Origin of the sequence: Streptomyces sp. NPDC006259, assembly GCF_042870975.1 — a bacterium.
Classification (GTDB): domain Bacteria; phylum Actinomycetota; class Actinomycetes; order Streptomycetales; family Streptomycetaceae; genus Streptomyces.
In genome coordinates this window covers 190,886-209,912 of sequence record NZ_JBIAHY010000006.1, presented here as the reverse complement: position 1 = coordinate 209,912, position 19,027 = coordinate 190,886, and the positions used below count along the sequence as shown (strand labels likewise).

At 73.1% G+C, this 19,027-nt stretch carries 17 protein-coding genes; 12 read left to right on the top strand and 5 right to left on the bottom strand.

Annotated features, from left to right (window positions below; all coding sequences use genetic code 11):
• Positions 1-169: 169 nt before the first annotated feature.
• From ACFYO5_RS25480 to ACFYO5_RS25470, 3 genes are all read left to right on the top strand, one after another.
• On the top strand, positions 170-790 hold the full coding sequence (locus tag ACFYO5_RS25480; RefSeq protein ID WP_388712766.1) for a type 1 glutamine amidotransferase family protein: 621 nt from the start codon (positions 170-172) through the stop codon (positions 788-790).
• Positions 787-1,260 carry a MarR family winged helix-turn-helix transcriptional regulator gene (locus ACFYO5_RS25475; RefSeq protein ID WP_388712763.1) on the top strand — a complete coding sequence of 158 codons (474 nt, stop codon included), beginning with the start codon at positions 787-789 and terminating at the stop codon, positions 1,258-1,260. The genes ACFYO5_RS25480 and ACFYO5_RS25475 overlap by 4 nt, the downstream gene beginning before the upstream one ends.
• A 78-nt stretch (positions 1,261-1,338) precedes the next feature.
• Positions 1,339-3,078: a serine/threonine-protein kinase gene (locus tag ACFYO5_RS25470; protein ID WP_388712760.1), complete on the top strand. Its 1,740-nt coding sequence runs from the start codon at positions 1,339-1,341 to the stop codon at positions 3,076-3,078.
• 113 nt (positions 3,079-3,191) lie between these two features.
• Here the strand turns inward: ACFYO5_RS25470 and ACFYO5_RS25465 are convergent, their stop codons facing one another.
• Positions 3,192-3,929: an SLATT domain-containing protein gene (locus ACFYO5_RS25465; RefSeq protein WP_388713660.1), complete on the bottom strand. Its 738-nt coding sequence runs from the start codon at positions 3,927-3,929 to the stop codon at positions 3,192-3,194.
• Between the two features lie 311 nt (positions 3,930-4,240).
• Here ACFYO5_RS25465 and ACFYO5_RS25460 point away from each other — a divergent pair, with 311 nt between their 5' ends.
• From ACFYO5_RS25460 to ACFYO5_RS25445, 4 genes are all read left to right on the top strand, one after another.
• On the top strand, positions 4,241-4,588 hold the full coding sequence (locus tag ACFYO5_RS25460; RefSeq protein ID WP_073495821.1) for a YbaB/EbfC family nucleoid-associated protein: 348 nt from the start codon (positions 4,241-4,243) through the stop codon (positions 4,586-4,588).
• Between the two features lie 134 nt (positions 4,589-4,722).
• On the top strand, positions 4,723-5,322 hold the full coding sequence (gene recR, locus ACFYO5_RS25455) for a recombination mediator RecR (RefSeq protein ID WP_356560744.1): 600 nt from the start codon (positions 4,723-4,725) through the stop codon (positions 5,320-5,322).
• Positions 5,315-5,974, top strand: a complete 660-nt coding sequence (locus tag ACFYO5_RS25450; RefSeq protein ID WP_356560742.1) for a DUF5063 domain-containing protein — start codon at positions 5,315-5,317, stop codon at positions 5,972-5,974. The genes recR and ACFYO5_RS25450 overlap by 8 nt, the downstream gene beginning before the upstream one ends.
• Positions 5,975-6,271: 297 nt before the next feature.
• A complete protein-coding gene (locus tag ACFYO5_RS25445; RefSeq protein ID WP_388712755.1) occupies positions 6,272-6,769 on the top strand; it encodes an SgcJ/EcaC family oxidoreductase in 498 nt (165 codons plus the stop codon).
• 206 nt (positions 6,770-6,975) lie between these two features.
• Here ACFYO5_RS25445 and ACFYO5_RS25440 read toward each other — a convergent pair whose 3' ends face one another.
• Together ACFYO5_RS25440 and ACFYO5_RS25435 are read right to left on the bottom strand one after the other, a co-directional pair.
• Entirely contained in the window at positions 6,976-8,337 is a 1,362-nt protein-coding gene (locus ACFYO5_RS25440) for an ATP-binding protein (protein ID WP_388712752.1), read from the bottom strand.
• The gene (locus tag ACFYO5_RS25435) at positions 8,334-9,014 is read right to left on the bottom strand and encodes a response regulator transcription factor (RefSeq protein WP_388712749.1); all 681 of its coding nucleotides are present in this window, start codon (positions 9,012-9,014) and stop codon (positions 8,334-8,336) included. The genes ACFYO5_RS25440 and ACFYO5_RS25435 overlap by 4 nt, the downstream gene beginning before the upstream one ends.
• A 209-nt stretch (positions 9,015-9,223) precedes the next feature.
• On the opposite strand from ACFYO5_RS25435, the gene ACFYO5_RS25430 reads away from it, so the two are divergent.
• From ACFYO5_RS25430 to ACFYO5_RS25415, 4 genes are all read left to right on the top strand, one after another.
• A complete protein-coding gene (locus tag ACFYO5_RS25430) occupies positions 9,224-10,501 on the top strand; it encodes an aspartate kinase (protein ID WP_356560734.1) in 1,278 nt (425 codons plus the stop codon).
• On the top strand, positions 10,498-11,550 hold the full coding sequence (locus tag ACFYO5_RS25425) for an aspartate-semialdehyde dehydrogenase (RefSeq protein WP_356560732.1): 1,053 nt from the start codon (positions 10,498-10,500) through the stop codon (positions 11,548-11,550). The genes ACFYO5_RS25430 and ACFYO5_RS25425 overlap by 4 nt, the downstream gene beginning before the upstream one ends.
• A 566-nt stretch (positions 11,551-12,116) precedes the next feature.
• A complete protein-coding gene (locus ACFYO5_RS25420) occupies positions 12,117-12,707 on the top strand; it encodes a SigE family RNA polymerase sigma factor (protein WP_356560731.1) in 591 nt (196 codons plus the stop codon).
• A gap of 122 nt (positions 12,708-12,829) precedes the next feature.
• Complete coding sequence (locus ACFYO5_RS25415; protein ID WP_388712744.1) at positions 12,830-13,882, top strand: hypothetical protein; 1,053 nt, start codon at positions 12,830-12,832, stop codon at positions 13,880-13,882.
• Here the strand turns inward: ACFYO5_RS25415 and ACFYO5_RS25410 are convergent.
• A complete protein-coding gene (locus tag ACFYO5_RS25410; RefSeq protein WP_388712741.1) occupies positions 13,843-14,694 on the bottom strand; it encodes an SURF1 family protein in 852 nt (283 codons plus the stop codon). The two genes, ACFYO5_RS25415 and ACFYO5_RS25410, sit on opposite strands and share 40 nt — an antisense overlap.
• 130 nt (positions 14,695-14,824) lie before the next feature.
• Between ACFYO5_RS25410 and ACFYO5_RS25405 the strand changes: the two genes are divergently transcribed.
• Positions 14,825-16,642, top strand: coding sequence for a prolyl oligopeptidase family serine peptidase (locus ACFYO5_RS25405; protein WP_356560726.1), 1,818 nt, complete (start codon positions 14,825-14,827; stop codon positions 16,640-16,642).
• 340 nt (positions 16,643-16,982) lie between these two features.
• On the opposite strand, the gene ACFYO5_RS25400 is transcribed toward ACFYO5_RS25405, so the two are convergent.
• Positions 16,983-18,956: an NAD-binding protein gene (locus tag ACFYO5_RS25400; RefSeq protein WP_388713657.1), complete on the bottom strand. Its 1,974-nt coding sequence runs from the start codon at positions 18,954-18,956 to the stop codon at positions 16,983-16,985.
• Between the last annotated feature and the right edge of the window lie 71 nt (positions 18,957-19,027).

Sequence of the window (19,027 nt, the reverse complement as noted above, 5' to 3'; positions counted from 1 at the left end):
TCCGCGATGCGGAAGGGTATCGGCGTCCTGTTCCCTGGACGGGGGGATTCCGCGACAGGTTGTCGGGCGTGGAGAGCGCCGGACCGGACCGTACGGCTCAAGGCATTGACAGCATGCTGGCAAGTGGACAGGATGCTGTCATAAGGTCTCCATCGGTCGAGGAGAAACCATGAACACCGGCCACACCCCCCGCGAACCCGTGTACCTCGCCGTCTACGACACCTTCGCCGACTGGGAGACCGGCCACGCGACCGCCCACCTCGCCCGCGCCGGGTACCGGATCCGCACGGTCGGCGCCTCGACCCGCCCGGTGACCAGCCTCGGCGGGCTCCGCGTCCAGCCCGACCTCGCGCTGGCGGACGTACGCCCCGAGGACGGCGCGCTGCTGATCCTGCCGGGCGCCGACCTGTGGGACACCTCCGACGACCTCGCGCCCTTCGCCCACGCGGCGGGGGAGTTCCTGGCCGCGGGCACCCCCGTCGCCGCGATCTGCGGCGCCACCGCCGGACTCGCCCGCGCCGGCCTGCTCGACGACCGCGCGCACACCAGCGCCGTCTCCTTCTACCTCGCCGCCACCGGATACGCGGGCGGCGGCCACTACGTCGACACCGACGCCGTCACCGACGGACACCTCGTCACCGCCGGGCCCACCGAGCCCGTCGCCTTCGCCCGCGAGATCCTCCGCCTCCTCGGCGTGTACGACGGTGAGGTGCTCGACGCCTGGTACCGGCTGTTCCACGACTCCGACCCGGAGGCCTACGCCGTCCTGCGGCAGGCCGGCGCACGGTGAGCCGGGAGCGGCAGGACCTGCTCAGCCGGGGCGCGCTCGGCGTCTTCCGGCTCAACGGCCAGTTCCTCGGCGTCGCGGAGGAACTGGCCCGGCCCTGCGGGCTCACCGCCGCCCGGTGGCAGGTGCTCGGCGCGGTCCTCACCGAACCGCTCCCCGTGTCCGGCATCGCCCGCGCCATGGGCATCACCAGACAGAGCGTGCAGCGCGTCGCCGACCTGCTCGTCGACGGGGGACTCGCGGAGTACCGCCCCAACCCGGCGCACCGGCGCGCCAAACTGCTGGCGCCGACGGCGGAGGGACGCGCCGCGATCGCCCGCGTCGACCCCGGCCACGCGGCCTTCGCCGACCGGCTGGCCGAGGCCTGCGGGGAGGCGGAGCTGGCCGAGGCCGTCCGCCTGCTGGAACGGCTGTCCCAGGTGCTGGAGAAGCTGGGACCGTCCGATCCGGAGCCGCCCGTTATGGAACCGTAGACACCACACCGCTCGACTCCCTGAGGGGCCGGTTTATTCTCGGCTCGATCGCATCTGTGGGGGAAAGGCGGAGCTGCCATGGAGAAGCTGGGACCGGGGGATCCGCAGCGGATCGGTGGCTACCGGCTGCTCGGGCGGCTCGGGGCGGGCGGAATGGGGCAGGTCTTCCTCGCCCGTTCGGACCGCGGACGGACCGTCGCCGTGAAGCTGGTCCGCCCCGAACTGGCCGCGCGCGAGGAGTTCCGGGCGCGGTTCCGCCAGGAAGTGCGCAACGCCCAGCGGGTCGGCGGGTTCTGGACCGCGCCCGTCCTCGACGCCGACACCGAGGCCACCGTGCCCTGGGTCGCCACCGGCTATGTCGCCGGGCCCAGCCTCCAGCAGGTGGTGGGCCACGACCACGGCCCGCTGCCCGAACGGTCGGTGCGCATCCTCGCCGCCGGCCTCGCGCACGCCCTCACCAACATCCACGCGGCCGGGATCGTCCACCGCGACCTCAAGCCCTCCAACGTGATGGTCACCATCGAGGGCCCCCGCGTCATCGACTTCGGCGTCGCCCGGGCCCTGGAGAGCGTGACCGGCGACGGCGCGATGACCTGTCTCGACGACGGCGGCCTCACGCAGACCGGCGCGGTGATCGGCTCCCCCGGCTTCATGGCCCCCGAGCAGGTGCGGGGCGATCGGATCACGCCCGCGTGCGACGTCTTCTGCCTGGGCTCCGTCCTCGCCTACGCCGCCACCGGGGTCCTCCCCTTCGGCTCCGCCGAACAGCAGGGCGTCCACGCCCTGCTGTTCCGCATAGCCGAGGAGGAGCCCGACCTCGCGCGCGTGCCCGAAGGCATCGCCGACCTGGTCCGCGCCTGCCTGCGCAAGGACCCCGGGACCCGGCCGACGCTGGAGTGGATCCTGGAGCACACCGGCGCGGAGGACACCGTCGCCGACGGGCGCTCCCGCGACCCGTGGCTGCCGGGCACCCTGGTCGCCCAGCTCGGCCGGCACGCCGTACGGCTCCTGGAGACGGAGAACCCCGAAGGCACCTTCACGGAGGCCGCCCCGCCCCACTCCACCCCGCCGGACCACGTCCCCACCCTGGCCGCGACCCACCCGGCGTACGGCCACCCCCAGCCGTACCCGGCCCCGCCCCGGCGGCCGGCGCCGATGCCGGTGCAGGCACCGATGCCGGTCCCCGTCCCGCACAATCCGTACGCGGCCGGCCCGGGGGCGTACGGCGCCCCCTACGCCGACGAGCCCCAGGATCCGCCCCGCCGCGCCGGCCGCTCGACGGCGCTGCTGGTGTCGGTGGCCGCGGTGGTCGCGCTGGCCGCCGGCGGCACGGTGTACGCGGTGATGAACGGCGACGACGGCACGTCCGGGGCGGACCCCGCCCCGACGACATCGGCACCGCCGACCCCCACGGCCTCCGGGACCGGCTCGCCCTCGGCTTCCCCGACCCCGTCCGCGTCCCCCTCTTCGTCACCGCGGGAGGGCGGCGGGATCCCCGAGGCCTACCTGGGCGCCTGGACCGCCACCATCAACGAGGCCGACACCCGCCGCCTGACCCTCACCCAGGGCGAGGTGGGCGACACGGTCCTGCGCCTGGTGGCCGACGGGGACGCCTACCACTGCGAGTTCGCGGCCACGTTGGCCCAGGCCCCGACGCCGCAGGCCGCTCTGCGGCTCGGCCCCTCCAAGGTCGTCACGGGCGAGCCCCTCTCCTCCTGCTCCCCGGGCGCGGCGACGGAGGTGACCCTCCTGCCGAACGGCCGGCTGGAACGCCTCAACCCCACGACGGGCGAGAAGCTGACGTACACCCGAGGCTGACGGCGGCGGCTCCCCGGCCGCGACGGCCCGTCCGGCGATCGACGACGAGCCGTTCACCTCACCCCACCGCACCTTCGCTCGCCTCACCTCACCTCACCTTCGCTCGCCTCACCTCACCGAGGCTCGGGCGGCCGCTGCCGTGGCATGTTCGGCCGTCCCGCACTCCCCGGCGGCAACGGAATCCGCCCAGGAACCACACCGGCCTCCCGCACCGCACCGCCGGAGACACCCACGCCCTGCAACCCCATGGGCGCCGTTCCCGTCCGGAACGACACCATCCAGTCCACCGTCTCCACCCGCACCAGCTCCGTCACGTCCTCCGAGAACCGCCGCAACACCGACAGACACCGCTCCGCGGCCTCACCGGCGGTGCCCTCCGCGGGCCCCAGCACCTCCCGCGCGCTCTCCGACGCCCAGTCGAACTGCAGTACCTGCAACCTCCGCTGCACCGCCTGCGCCGTGGCCACGTCCCGCATCCACCCGGCGGTCACCCCGAAGAACCGGTCGACGGCCAGGCACGCCACCGCCGCCAGCAGCGCCAGATAGCCCCAGGGCGCCATCCCGGCCATCGCCCCGGTGAGATCGAACAGCGGCAGCGCCGCCCCCGCCACCGCCCCCGTCGCGGCCCCGCCGCGCAGCACCCGCGCCCCCCGCCGCTTCCACACCCGGTCGGCGAGATACCAGGCGGCCGTGTCCAGCGCCCCCCGCTCCACCCACCGGTACAGCTCGTCGAGCCGCTCGGCAGGCTCGCCCCAGTCCCCGAGCGGGAAGGCCCGCCCGGCCAGATCGCCCGGCCGCAGCCCGGCCGCGCCCTCGCCCCGCCCGTCCTGGGGCGGACCCTCGGGCTGCATCTCCGGCTGCTGACCCACCCGGCACTCCCTACTGATCCCGACCGATCACTTTGCGTAACGCCTGATGCCACCCGATGCCACTTGATGCCCCCGTGGCTCCCGATGCCGATGCGCCGGACCCTTTCCTACCTCCCAATGGGTGGCGAAGAGGACGGTTTCACCTCTTTTCCGTCCGGAAGTGGGCCTTGATCAGGTATAGGCCCCACCCGAGACTCACTCGAAAGAGTGCTGGGGCGACACCCGCACAGACCACGTAGGCTCGTGGCGAGCGGAAGAACCGCACCGACCAAGGCACGAAAGAGGAGCCGATCGTGATTCCCGGTGGTGGCCAGCCCAACATGCAGCAGCTGCTCCAGCAGGCCCAGAAGATGCAGCAGGATCTGGCCCGTGCCCAGGAGGAGCTGGCGAACACGGAGGTCGACGGCCAGGCCGGCGGCGGCCTGGTGCGGGCCACCGTGACGGGCGCCGGCGAACTGCGTGCCCTGAAGATCGACCCGAAGGCGGTGGACCCCGAGGACACCGAGACCCTTGCCGACCTCGTCGTGGCGGCCGTCCAGGCGGCGAACGAGAACGCGCAGAACCTCCAGCAGCAGAAGCTCGGCCCGCTCGCCCAGGGCCTCGGCGGCGGCGGCAGCGGCATCCCCGGTCTGCCGTTCTGACCGGCGGCGGCCCCGCCCGGAGCCCGGCCGTCGCGATGTCCGTCGCCCACGCGACGCCCACACCGCCTTCCTAGGACGGGTGGCGGGCAACTACCGTACGTACTGCAAGGAACCCCAGGAAGGACGGCAGTCCGTTGTACGAAGGCGTGGTCCAGGACCTCATCGACGAACTGGGGCGGCTCCCCGGCGTCGGTCCCAAGAGCGCGCAGCGGATCGCCTTCCACATCCTCCAGGCGGAACCGACGGACGTACGGCGTCTCGCGCAGTGCCTGATGGAGGTCAAGGCGAAGGTCCGCTTCTGCGCGACCTGCGGCAATGTGGCGCAGGAGGAGCTGTGCAACATCTGCCGCGACCCGCGCCGCGACCTCTCCGTCATCTGCGTGGTCGAGGAGCCGAAGGACGTGGTGGCGATCGAGCGCACCCGCGAGTTCCGGGGCAGGTACCACGTCCTCGGCGGGGCGATCAGCCCGATCGAGGGGGTCGGCCCCGACGACCTGCGGATCAGGGAACTCCTGGCGCGCCTCGCCGACGGCGCCGTCACCGAGCTGATCCTCGCCACGGACCCGAACCTCGAAGGCGAGGCGACGGCCACGTACCTCGCCCGCATGATCAAGCCCATGGGCCTGAAGGTCACCCGCCTGGCCAGCGGCCTCCCGGTGGGCGGCGACCTGGAATACGCGGACGAGGTCACACTCGGCCGCGCCTTCGAGGGGAGACGACTCCTAGATGTCTGACGCCACGCTGCACGCGACCGAGCCGAACCCGGACGACTTCGTCGTCCAGATCGCCGATCAGGTCGAGAGCTTCCTGGTCGCCGTCTCCGAGGTCGCCAAGGGCGACGAGCCGGACTCGGCCGTCCCCTTCCTCCTGCTGGAGGTCTCCCAGCTGCTGCTGGCCGGCGGCCGCCTCGGCGCCCACGAGGACATCGTCCCCGACGAGCGCTACGAGCCCGACCCCGGATTCGAGCCGGACCCGGACGAACTCCGCGAGAACCTCGCCCGCCTCCTGGAGCCGATCGACGTCTACTCCGAGGTCTTCGACCCCTACGAGCCCCGCAAGGCGCCCGTCCCCGCCCGCATCTCGGACGACCTCGCCGACGTCATCGCCGACCTCCGCCACGGCATGGTCCACTACCGGGCCGGCCGCACCTCGGAGGCCCTGTGGTGGTGGCAGTTCTCCTACTTCTCCAACTGGGGCGCCACGGCCTCGGCGACCCTGCGCGCCCTCCACTCGGTCCTGGCCCACGTCCGCCTCAACCAGCCCCTGGAGGAACTGGACGGCCTGGACACCGACCAGGGCGACGGCGACGACACCCTGGAGTTCGAGGCGGGCCGCGTGATGGCCGAGGAGATCGGCGGCCGGCTGGGACCGGGCCCGGTCAGGTAGCCCCCGGCGGGCATCGCGGGGGTCGGACCGCTCGGCGGCTCCGCCGAGGCGCTCGTCGCGGTCGGCGTTCGCCGGGCCGGTGACGGTGGTCGGCACGGAGCGTCCCGTCGCTCGGCGGGCGTCGGCCCGGTCCGTGGCCGGGACGGGGATCAGCTGCCCGACAACCGCCCGCCAGACAGGCGGTGCCATGAATTGGACGGCCCCTGGGCGTCCCCTGTACCAGGGCTGCACCGGCGCTAACCGGCCGGACGTGAATCTTGAGTCATCCCAACAGGCACCTTCCGCACAGGAGTTGCGATGACTCGCAAGACCCGCATACGCGCCGCCCTCGTCACCGCCGCCGCCGTCGTCACCGCCGCCACGGTGACGGCCGGGGTCAGCGCGGCCGGCCCCGAGGAGTCCCCCAGGCCCACGAGAAAGCAGATCGCGTCCTTCTTCGACACCTGGAACGCCGCGCTGCGGACCGGCGACCCGGACCAGGTGGCCGACCTCTACGCCAAGGACGCGATCCTGCTGCCCACCGTCTCCAACGAGGTGCGCACCGACCGGGCCGGCATCGTCGACTACTTCGAGCACTTCCTGCCGAACAAGCCGGTCGGCAAGAAGATCCGGACGATCGTCAACGTCCTCGACGACAACTCGGCGATCGACACCGGTGTCTACGAGTTCACCCTCACCGACCAGGACACCGGCGAGAAGCGCGTCGTCCAGGCCCGCTACACGTACGAGTACGAGAAGCGCGGCGGCACCTGGAAGATCGTCAACCACCACTCCTCGGCGATGCCGGAGGGCTGACCCGCGCGGCGCGACGCGGAGCCCCGCGGACCGGCGCCCGACGTCCGGCCGACGCGCCGCGCGCGGTGGCCGCTCCGAGCGGCGTCCGTGCCTGCGGCGGCCTCGCGCGCACTGCCCGACCACGGCCGGGCCTCACGGCCGGGCCTCGCGTGCACTGCCCGACGGCGGCCGGCCGGCGGCGCCACGCACGTGAGCGGAGAGCCCGCTCAGCCCGGGCGCTGCCCCGCCCGCAGGGTGATCCGGACGCACAGGCCGCCGCCGGGGGCGTCGGTGAGGGCCACCGTGCCGCCGTCGTCCGTCAGGAGCTGTCTGACGACGGCGAGACCGAGGCCGGAGCCGGAACGGCCGGTCAGGCCCCGGCCGCGCCAGAAGCGGTCGAAGGCGCGGGACTTCTCCGGGTCGGACATGCCCGGCCCCTCGTCGAGGACCTCCAGCAGCACCGTGCCGCCGCGGGCCTCGGCGCGGACGGTGATCGTGCCGCCGTCCGGTGACACCTCCAGGGCGTTCGAGAGCACGTTGTCCAGCACCTGGTCGAGATGGCCGGGGGTGGCCAGCACCAGCGGCCGGTCGTCGGCACTTCCCCTGAGCGCGATGGTGACTCCGCGCTCGTCGGCGGCCGGTCTCCACACCGACAGACGCTCGGTGACGATGTCCCGCAGCGGCAGCGGTTCCGCCGCCGCGACCTTGGCCTCGGCGCGGGCCAGCACCAGCAGCCCGTTGACCAGCCGGCTCATCCGCACCACCTCGGCGGTCGCCTGCTCCACGTCCTCCCGGACGAGGTCGTCGTCGACGCCGTCGGCGATGTTGTCCAGCGACAGCCTGAGCGCGGTGAGCGGCGTACGGAGCTGGTGGGAGGCGTCCGCGACGAAGATCCGCTGGGAGGCGACCAGGGTGTCGAGGCGCTCACCGGCCTGGTTGAGGGTGCGGGCCAGGGTCTGTGTCTCGCGGGGACCGGTGACGGGGGAGCGGGCCGTCAGGTCGCCGTCGCTGAGTCTGCTCGCCATGTCGTTGAGCTGGCGCAGCGGCGCGGTGAGCCGGCGGGCCACCACCGCGCCGATCAGCGCGGCGACGGCCAGGACGGCGACCGCGAGTCCGGCCCGGAAGCCCCAGATCGTCCACAGGCGGTGGGTGAGGTTGTCGGTGGAGTACACGATCCGTACGGCGCCGACGGTCTGTCCGCCCTCGCGCGCCGGGACGGTGATGACAAGGTCGTGGCCCCAGATGACGTCGGAGCCCCAGTCGGTGGTCGGTTCCCCCCGTTCCAGGGCGTGGGCGAGGGCCGCGTCCCGCTCGGGCCGGGGAAGCGGTGCCGCGCACTGCGCGGTGGCGGTGACCTGGACCTCGTCGTGCGTCTCGACCGCGTAGGCCTTGGCCATCTCCGCCAGGGCCTGGCAGGACGCGGTGTCGCCGTTGCCCAGCAGCAAGGCCATGGTCGTCGCCTCGCGCTCCACGGACAGCTCGGTGTCGTCGCGCAGCTGGGCGGTGAGGGTGAAGGCCACCGGCACGGTGAACAGGCCGAGGCCGACGGCGACGAGCAGGACGTAGCTGCGGACGAGCTGCTGGATCATGCCGTGGTGCCGTCGGCGATCTCCAGGCGGAAGCCCACCCCGCGCACCGCGTCGATGGCGACCACCCCGGCGAGCTTGCGCCGCAGGGCGGCCACGTGCACGTCCAGCGTCTTGGTCGGCCCGAACCAGTTCGCGTCCCAGACCGCCTCCATGATCTGCTCGCGCGACATCAGGGCGCCGGGCTCCTCGGTGAGGAAGGCCAGCAGGTCGTACTCCTTCGGCGTGAGCGCGACCTCCTCGCCGTCGAGGTGGACGCGTGCCCCCTTGCGGTCGATCGTCAGACGGGTGCCGTACCGGTCGGGGCCGGCCGTCCCGGTCGTACGGGGGCGGACACGCCGCATGACGGCCCGTATCCGCGCGATGACCTCGCGCACGCCGAACGGCTTGGAGACGTAGTCGTCCGCGCCCAGTTCCAGGCCCACCACCCGGTCGGTCTCGTCGCTGCGGGCGCTGATCACGATGATCGGCACGTCACCGCGCCCGCGCAGGGCCCGGCAGACGTCGAGGCCGTCGGTGTCGGGCAGCCCGAGGTCGAGCAGGACGACGTCGTAGGGGCCGGAGTGGGCGAGGGCGGCGGCGCCCGTGGCGACCCACTCGACCTCGAAGCCGTACCGCCGCAGGCCGCGCCGGAGCGACTCGGCGACGGGCTCGTCGTCTTCCACCAGGAGTACACGCACAGCCGCACGATAGTGCTTGAAACTTAATCCACAGCTATCACTTCGGCGTCAGTGGGCAGGGAACGTCCTGGACGACGAGCGCCCCGGCCGCCCCCGGGAGTCTCACCATGCGGTTTCCCGGGGGCGGTCTCCGGGCGCTCGTTAGACTGAGCCGACCCGCAGTACAAGGGCGTATGTGCGGAAACAGACAAACTGAGCGAGGAGCGCACGTGGGCCTTGTCGTGCAGAAGTACGGAGGCTCCTCCGTAGCCGATGCCGAGGGCATCAAGCGTGTCGCCAAGCGGATCGTGGAAGCCAAGAAGGACGGCCACCAGGTGGTGGCAGTGGTTTCCGCGATGGGCGACACGACGGACGAGCTGATCGATCTCGCCGAGCAGGTTTCGCCGATCCCTGCCGGGCGCGAGCTCGACATGCTGCTGACCGCCGGAGAGCGGATCTCCATGGCCCTGCTGGCCATGGCGATCAAGAACCTGGGCCACTCCGCCCAGAGCTTCACCGGCAGCCAGGCAGGTGTCATCACCGACTCGGTCCACAACAAAGCCCGGATCATCGATGTCACGCCGGGCCGGATCCGTGACTCGCTCGACGAGGGCAACATCGCCATCGTCGCCGGGTTCCAGGGCGTCAGCCAGGACACCAAGGACATCACCACCCTCGGGCGCGGTGGGTCGGACACCACCGCCGTGGCTCTCGCGGCCGCCCTCGACGCCGAGGTGTGCGAGATCTACACCGACGTCGACGGCGTGTTCACCGCCGACCCGCGCGTGGTGAAGAAGGCCCGGAAGATCGACTGGATCTCCTTCGAGGACATGCTCGAACTGGCCTCCTCCGGGTCCAAGGTGCTGCTCCACCGCTGCGTGGAGTACGCCCGCCGGTACAACATCCCGATCCACGTCCGTTCGTCGTTCAGCGGACTTCCCGGCACGTGGGTCAGCAGCGAGCCGATCGAGCAAGGGGACAAGCAGGTGGAACAGGCCATCATCTCCGGTGTCGCGCACGACACCTCCGAGGCCAAAATCACGGTCGTCGGCGTGCCGGACAAGCCGGGCGAGGCGGCCACGATCTTCCGCACGGTCGCCGACGCCCAGATCAACCTCGACATGATCGTGCAGAACGTGTCCGCGGCCTCCACCGGCCTCACGGACATCTCCTTCACCCTGCCGAAGTCCGAGGGCCGCAAGGCGATCGACGCCCTGCAGAAGAACAAGGACGGCATCGGCTTCGACTCGCTGCGCTACGACGACCAGATCGGCAAGATCTCCCTCGTCGGCGCCGGCATGAAGACCAACCCGGGCGTCACCGCCGACTTCTTCAAGGCGCTGTCCGACGCGGGCGTCAACATCGAGCTGATCTCGACCTCCGAGATCCGCATCTCGGTGGTCACCCGCGCCGACGACGTCGCGGAGGCCGTGCGCGCCGTGCACACCGCCTTCGGGCTCGACTCCGACAGCGACGAGGCAGTCGTCTACGGGGGCACCGGACGATGACCCGGCGACCGACGCTCGCGGTCGTGGGAGCGACCGGAGCGGTCGGCACCGTCATGCTGAAGATCCTGTCCCAGCGCGCCGACGTCTGGGGCGAGATCCGACTGATCGCCTCGCCGCGCTCGGCCGGCCGCAAGCTGGCCGTGCGCGGCGAACAGATCGAGGTGATGGCGCTCACGGAGGAGGCCTTCGACGGCGTCGACGTCGCGATGTTCGACGTGCCGGACGAGGTCGCCGAGCGGTGGGCGCCGCTCGCCGCCGCCAAGGGCGTGGTGGTCGTGGACAACTCGGGCGCCTTCCGGATGGACCCGCAGGTCCCGCTGGTCGTCCCCGAGGTCAACGCGCACGCGGTGCGCAACCGGCCGCGCGGCATCGTCTCCAACCCCAACTGCACCACCCTGTCGATGATCGTCGCGCTCGGCGCGCTGCACGCCGAGTACGGCCTGCGCGAGCTGGTGGTGTCGTCGTACCAGGCGGTCAGCGGGGCGGGACGGGCCGGGGTGGAGACACTGCGCCGCCAACTGTCGATGGTCGCGGGTACGGAGCTGGGGACCAGCCCCGGCGACGTACGGCGGGCCGTCGGCGACCGGACGGGTCCCTTCCCGGAGCCGGTCGCGCTGAACGTCGTGCCGTGGGCCGGGACGCTGCGCGAGGACGGCTGGTCGTCTGAGGAGATGAAGGTGCGGGACGAGTCCCGCAAGATCCTCGGACTGCCGAAGCTGCCCGTCGCCGTGACCTGCGTGCGCGTGCCGGTGATCACGGTGCACTCCCTCACCGTCCACGCCCGCTTCCAGGACGAGGTGACGGTCGGCGGCGCCCGCGAGATCCTCGCCACCGCCCCCGGCGTCGTCCTCGTCGACAACCCGGCCGCCGGGGAGTTCCCCACGCCCGCCGATGTCGTCGGCACCGACCCCACCTGGGTCGGCCGGGTGCGCAGGGCGCTCGACGACCCCACGGCGCTGGAACTCTTCGTGTGCGGGGACAACCTCCGCAAGGGGGCCGCCCTGAACACCGCGCAGATCGCGGAACTGGTGGCGGCGGAGTACGGGTGACGTCCGCGGCGCGCGCGAGGCCTGCCGGCGGGGCGGCCGTCGGCGGGAAATTCCCTGGCCGACGGCTTCGGCGTTTGTAGGATCTTCCGCAGGTGGATGTGAGCCGGTCGTCGGCCCGAACCACTTGTATCGGACACCTTTGGCATTCGAAGATTTCCTCCCCGCCCTCCGCAACCACGCGGAGCGCGGGGAGCGTCTTTGCGGTCACCCTTCGCGGGTGCGCGGGCGGGTGACCACGGCGTACGGGGACGCCGTGATCGGGGCGTGGGGGCGCCCGTTCCTATGGCAAACAGGGGAAGAGCGGGGCACATGAGGGCAAGGGAGACGCCGTCCGGGCGGCTGCCGGCGGGTGCGGGACAGGCGTCCGGGCGGCTGCCGGCGGGTGCGGGACAGGCGTCCGGGGCAGTGGCGCGCGCGGGTGTTCCGGCAATCGGCGCAAAACTCACGGCCGACACGTACAACCCCGGCGGGGTCGAGCGTGTCCAACAGGCGTGGCAGAGGTTCTCGACTTTCCGGCGACCCGTGGCACGGCCCTACGGCCGCCCCGCGGCGCCCTCCGACCCCGCATGTCCGGCGCGCCCGGCGGCATGCCGGTGATCGCGCCCATGCCCGCAGCGCGGCCCACCCGCGTACCCAGCCAGCGCGACACCGACGAGGTGGTCGCCGCCGGCACCACCGTCGACCATCTGACCGAGACCTACCGGGCCCACTACCGCTCGCTCCTCGGTCTCGCCGCCCTCCTCCTCGACGACACCGCCTCCTGCGAGGACGTCGTCCAGGAGGCCTTCATCCGCGTCCACTCCGCGCGCAAACGCGTCCGCGACCCGGAGAAGACCCTCGCCTACCTGCGCCAGACCGTCGTCAACCTCTCCCGCTCCGCCCTGCGCCGCCGCATCCTCGGCCTGAAGCTGCTCTCCAAGCCGATGCCGGACATGGCCAGCGCGGAGGAGGGCGCCTACGACCAGCTGGAGCGCGACTCCCTCATCAAGGCGATGAAGGGCCTCCAGCGCCGCCAGCGCGAGGTCCTCGTCCTGCGCTACTTCGCCGACATGACCGAGGCCCAGGTCGCCGAGACCCTCGGCATCTCGCTCGGCTCGGTCAAGGCCTACGGCTCGCGCGGCATCGCCGCCCTGCGCGTCGCCATGGCGGCGGCGTGAGCGCCCGGGGCGAGGGACCCGACGGCGGCGACCCACGCGAACGGCACGAGCCGTACGCGTGGCACGAGCCGACTCCGCCGGACAGGCAAGAACCGAAGCAATCGCACGCTGGGAACGGAACCGTGAACCACCACCTCGACGACCCGAGCCCCGACGGGCTCGACTCGGACGAGCTGGCACTGCGCCGCATGCTGCACCAGGCGGTCCAGGAGATGGAGCCGGGCGACGGGACGCTGGACCATCTCCGCCGGGCCGTCCCCGCCCGCCGGGCCCGCAAGCGCCAGGCCGCCGTCGGGATGGCCGCCGCCGCCCTCTTCGTCGGCACCGCCGTCCCCGCCCTCCTGCACGTCTCCAACTCCGGCGGCTCCGACGCCAACCCCTCCATCGCCGGCCAGGCCTCCCAGCACCAGGGCGGCACCGATCAGGACAAGGGCCCCGACGGCGGCTCCTCCGGCAGGACCGGCACCCCCGCCGGCACCACCGGCCAGCCCGGCCGGGACAGCACCGGGAGCGCCGCCGACGAGAAGGCCTCGGGCAGCGCCACCGGCTCACCCGACGGCACCGGCCCCGCCGCCACCTCCCCGGCCGACGCCCTCCCCTGCACCACGTCCCAGCTGGGTGACTCCAGCGCCGCCGTCGAGGTCCCCGACTCGGCCGGCGTCGTCTACGGCACCTTCCGCGTCGTCAACGTCTCCGACCGCGGCTGCACCGTCGGCGGTGGCGTCACCGTGACGCCCACTCCCCAGGGCGCCGCCGACCCCGCGAAGATCAGCGTCGCCGAGCACACCTCGGGCGACGCCGCGGCGAACCTGCCCGACCCCTCCCTCTACGTCTCCCAGCTGGTCCTCGCTCCGGGATCGGCCTACGACGTGAAGTTCGCCTGGGTCCCCTCCGAGACCTGCCCCACCCCGGGCGGCTCCGGCGGCCCCACCGGCGGCCCCTCGTCGTCCCCGGACCCCTCCCCCAGCGAGCAGGGCAGCACCACGGGCGGCACGACCACCGGCGCCTCCGGCACGTCCCCCCAGATGTTCACCGAGGACGGCACGGTCGACGGCAGCGTCCTGGTGACGTACACCGCGGAGGGCGGCTCGCCCACCCTGAGCGCGACGGTGTCGAAAGCGTGCGCGGGAACGGTCTACCGGACGGGCGTACTGGCGTCGACGTCGGCGTCCTGAGCAGTCGGCGAGGACGCGGGTGAGCCGGATGACGCGGGTGCCCCCGGGGTGTCGGGCCCGGTGATCCCCAGCTCGGCGTCCCGCGCGGACTCGATCTCGCGCCGCAGCAGCCGGAACCACATGAACACCACGAACCCGGCGAAGACGAACCACTCGCCGGTGTACCCCAGGTTCTGGAACGCCTTCAGGTCCAGCCCGGTGCCGCTCGGAGCGCTCGCGGGCACCGCCCTCATCCCCGGGTCGGCGGTGTCGAGGGTGATCCAGGCGTCGTAGAGGTCGTCGTCCACGAGGTTGACCAGCGACGCCGTGCTGATCGCGCCGGTCTGGCCGGGCGGCAGGCCGCCCCGCGCGCTCACGCCGTTGTCACCGGGCGTCTCGGACGCCTGGAGCGCGCCCGTGACGCTGACCTCGCCGGCCGGGGGGGCCGGAGCCTTCGCGGCGTCGGCCGCGCCGGGAAGCCAGCCGCGCACCACCGGCAGGGTCCTGCCGCCGTCGGTGCGCAGCAGCGTCAGCACGTAGAACCCCGGCCGGCCGTCCAGCTCGCGGTCCGGAACCAGCAGTTGCGTGCCGTACCGTCCGCTCGCGGTGACGCGCTTGCCGGACGTGGCCTTGTCCACGGGCAGCATCCCGGCCAGCGGACGCGGCGCCTGGGTACGGGCCGAGTCGGCCCGCGCCTCGGCGGTGCGCTGGTCGTCCACGCGCGCCTCGAACCGGCTGAGCTGCCAGGACCCCATGAACACGCAGAAGGGGATGGCCAGCAGCACGAAGACGTTGATCCCCCACCAACGGGGCGTCAGCAGAAACCGGTACACACCGACAAAGGTACGGGGCGCGAGCGGGGGAGCGGGCCGCGGGGTGGCCGGGATCGCCGGCGCGGCCCGGTTGTCCACAGGCTGGGGGCCGCGGTGCCCGTTCGCCGGCGGAGGCGGGCAGTATGGGGCCATGACTGAGAGCAACGGGTCCGCCGCGCCGCAGCGGTACCAGGAGATGCCGGACTGGGAGAAGCGCTTCCGGGCGCCCCGGGTGTCGCTGCCCGACTGGGCCGAGGACGCGCCGGACCGCTCCCTGTTCGTGTCGAACGCGACAGGGACGTACGAGCTGTATGCCTGGGACCGGGCCACCGGCGAACAGCGCCAGGTGACGAACCGGGCCAATGGCACGACCGACGGCGTGCTCTCCCCGGACGGCGCCTGGATCTGGTGGTTCGACGACAAGGACGGCGACGAGTTCGGCGTCTGGCGCCGCCAGCCCTTCGCGGGCGGCGAGGACGAACTGGCGACACCCGGCCTCGACCCGTCGTACCCGGCGGGCCTGGCCCTGGGCAGAGACGGCCGCACCGCGGTGGTGGGCCGCTCCACCGACGAGGACGGTACGACCATCCATCTGGCGCGGTTCGGCGAGGCGCCGGTGGAGCTGTACCGCCACCGGGAGTCGGCGGGCGTCGGAGACCTGTCCCACGACGGCACCCTGATCGCCGTCGAGCACACCGAGCACGGCGACGCGATGCACTCCGCGCTGCGCGTCCTGCGCCTCGACGGCTCCCCGGTCGCCGAACTGGACGACACCGAGGGCGGCACGCGCGAGCTGGGCCTGGAGGTGCTGGGCTTCGCCCCCGTCGACGGCGACACCCGCCTGCTCATCGGCCACCAGCGCCGGGGCCGCTGGGAGCCCCTGGTGTGGGACGTGGCGACCGGCGAGCAGACCGACCTGGCGCTCGATCTGCCGGGCGACGTGGGCGCGGAGTGGTATCCGGACGGTTCCGGACTCCTGGTCTCGCACAGCTTCGAGGCGCGCGGCGAGCTGTTCCGCTACGACCTGACGCGCCGGGAACTCGAGCGGGTGCCGACCCCGCCGGGCACGGTCTCGAGCGCGACGGCCCGGCCCGACGGCAGCGTGGAGTACCTGTGGTCCTCGGCGGCCGAGCCGCCCACGGTCCGCTCGACGACCGGTGAGCCGGTCCTGGACCCGCCCGGCATGAAGTCACCCGGCTCGGTGCCGGTGGAGGACGTGTGGGTGGAGGGCCCCGGCGGCCGCATCCACGCCCTGGTCCAGAAGCCGGCGGGCACGACCGGCCCGCTGCCCACCGTGTTCGACATCCACGGCGGCCCCACCTGGCACGACAGCGACTCCTTCGCGGCCGGCCCCGCCGCCTGGGTCGACCACGGCTACGCGGTCGTCCGCGTCAACTACCGCGGCTCCACCGGCTACGGCCGCGCCTGGACGGACGCCCTGAAGCACCGGGTGGGCCTGATCGAGCTGGAGGACATCGCCGCCGTCCGCGACTGGGCGGTGACCTCGGGCCTGGCCGACCCCGACCGCCTGATCCTCACCGGCGGCTCCTGGGGCGGCTACCTGACCCTCCTCGGCCTGGGCACCCAGCCGGAGGCCTGGGCACTGGGCATCGCGGCGGTCCCGGTGGCCGACTACGTCACGGCCTACCACGACGAGATGGAAGCGCTCAAGGCACTGGACCGCACCCTCCTGGGCGGCACCCCCGAAGAGGTCCCCGACCGCTTCGAGGCCTCCTCCCCCCTGACCTACGTGGACCAGGTCAAGGCCCCCGTCCACATCTCGGCCGGCGTCAACGACCCCCGCTGCCCCATCCGCCAGATCGACAACTACGTAACCCGCCTGAAGACGAGGGGAGCCCCCCACGAGGTCTACCGCTACGACGCGGGCCACGGCTCCCTGGTGGTGGACGAACGCATCAAGCAGGTCCGCCTGGAACTCGAATTCGCGAAGAAGCACCTGGGCCACTAGAACGAACCGGCACGACTGCGGGGCGCTTCAGCCGGGGGCGCCCCGCCCACCCAGCCCGTCCGGCGTTTGAGGACGAGGCCCGTTCAGGGCCGACCGGGGGGACGGCGATGGAGGGCACCCGCTGTCGGTGTACCGCTCGCAGCCAGGGATGCGGGGGGCGGAAACCCCGAGAGGTCCCAGGGACCGGCACCTGCTGTCGGGTATCGGCGAGCAGCCGAAGGTGCAGGGGACGGAGTCCCCATCCCCGCGGGGGCCCACGGGCGGAGCCCCGGTGGGGTCGAAGGGGCGAAGCCCCCGGGGACGGGTCGGGTAGGGGCGGCGGGGGCGAGAAAAGGCGCGACTACACCCCCGCGACCCCCCTCCGCCGCCGCCCCAACAACTCCGCCAAACCCCTCCGCGTAGCCGCCAGCACGACCCGATCCTCCCCCCGCAACACATACGAGTCAGGCAGATCCCACTCCAACCCCGCCGCCACCCCGCGCCCCTCGTCCCCCGCCCCAGCAGATCCCCGCCCAGCCCCCTGCACCGCCAACACCCGCCAGTACCCGGCCCGAAACGCCTCCCCCACCGTCTTCCCCACCAACTGCCCGTACCCCCCGACCTCCACCGCGGCGAACAACAACACCCGCCGCTCCACCGGAATCGCCCCCAGAATCTGCCGCCCCATCATCGCCCCGGCGAACGACGGCGCAGCCAGGTGCGTCACACTCCGACTCCGCGTCAAGGCCCGCGGATGCGCGGCCCGCAACGTGCGATAGACGGCGGTGGCGAAGTCGTCGTCGTACAACCGCAGCACCACCCGCAGATCGTGCCGCAACGACCGCGCGTACAGAGCGGCCTCGAGATTCGTCGTGTCGGAGCTGGTCACCGCCAGCAACGCATGCGCCCGATGGATCTTCGCCGCCTCCAGCACCCCTTCCTGCGTGACATCCCCCAGCACCACCGGCACCCGCAACCGCCGCGCCACCGCGACCCCCCGCGCCTCGGGGGCGGCCTCGACGCACACCACGGGAATGTCCAGCTCCCGCAACCGTGTCAGCACCCGCGTCCCGATCTTCCCCAGCCCCAGCAGCACCACATGCCCACCGAGCCCCCGCGGCGGCCGCCGCAACGCCCCGGCGGTCCGGAACGTCCCCAGCCCTTCCAGCACCGCCGCCAGCAACACCGGCAGGAGCAGCAACCCCACCAGCCCGGACAGCAGCTGAAGCACCTGCCGCTCCGTCGACGCCCCCACCGCCGGATCGTTGATCGCGAACAGGTCCAGCAGCGTCAGGTACACCGCCCCCAGCGGATGCACCCCGGTCACCAGCCACAACGCCACCGCCAGCGCGACGACACACCCCACCAGTCCCGCCAACGACCACCGCAGCCGCCGCGAGAACAGGGAGGCGAACGGCGCCACGACCCCGGCCCCCCGCCCGGTGGGCAAGGCGGGCCCGGCCGAGTACGACACCTGCTCCAGCACGACGCTGCCCCGCCCCCGCGCCGCGGCGACGGTCGCCGCGTCCGGCAACAGCAACGGCCCCTGGTCCCCGCTGGCCTCCGAACCGTCCGCGAAGGCGGGGTCGTTGCTCGTCACGGACAGCAGCGCGAGCGTGGCCAGCCGACTGTCGGCGACCCGCCCGGGACCGGGGGCGGGCCGTTCGACGGCCCGCAGCAGCAGCCCGTCCGTCTGCACGACCTTCGTGGTGCCGGCGACGGCGGTCGCGGCCAGCGCGGGCGCGGCGGTGTCGGCGTCGGACAGTACGGTGGTCGAGGCGTCCCCCGCCCCGAACCCGCCGCCGTCACCGTCAGCCCCGACCGTCGCCAAAGCGGCGGCCTGGTCGAGGAGTTCCTCGATGTGCTGCCCCAACCGCCGGTTGTACAGCCGCAGGACGAGCCGCAGCCGGGGGTTGAGCCGGCGGGCGGTGAGGGCGGCGCGGATGTTCGTCTCGTCGTCGTCGTAGACGAGCGCGAGGGCGGCCGCCCGCTCCACCCCGGCCTCGGCGAGCACGGCATCGGTCGGCTCGACGGCCTCCAACACCCGGCCCCCGACACCGAGATCACCCCTCCCAGCCCCCGGAGCGGCACCCGAGACCGCCCCCGCCCCCGCGCCGGACCCCGCCCCACCACCGGTCCCGGCGGCGGCGCGGTTGACGGCAGCGCTCACCACCCGGTCGAGCAGCGCGGCGGACACCGCACGGGCCCGCCCCACGACAGGCGGCCGTACCGTCCGCTCGGAGGGCGGTACGACCAGCGTCACCTGTTCCTCGTACACACCGCGCAGCTCCGCGGCCAGCCGGTGCGCGAGCCCGTCGTCGCCGCACACCACCATGTGCGCGCCGGACTCGCCCGGCGCCGGACCCTGATTCGGTAGACCAGCCACAAGGGGACAGACTGCCTCAC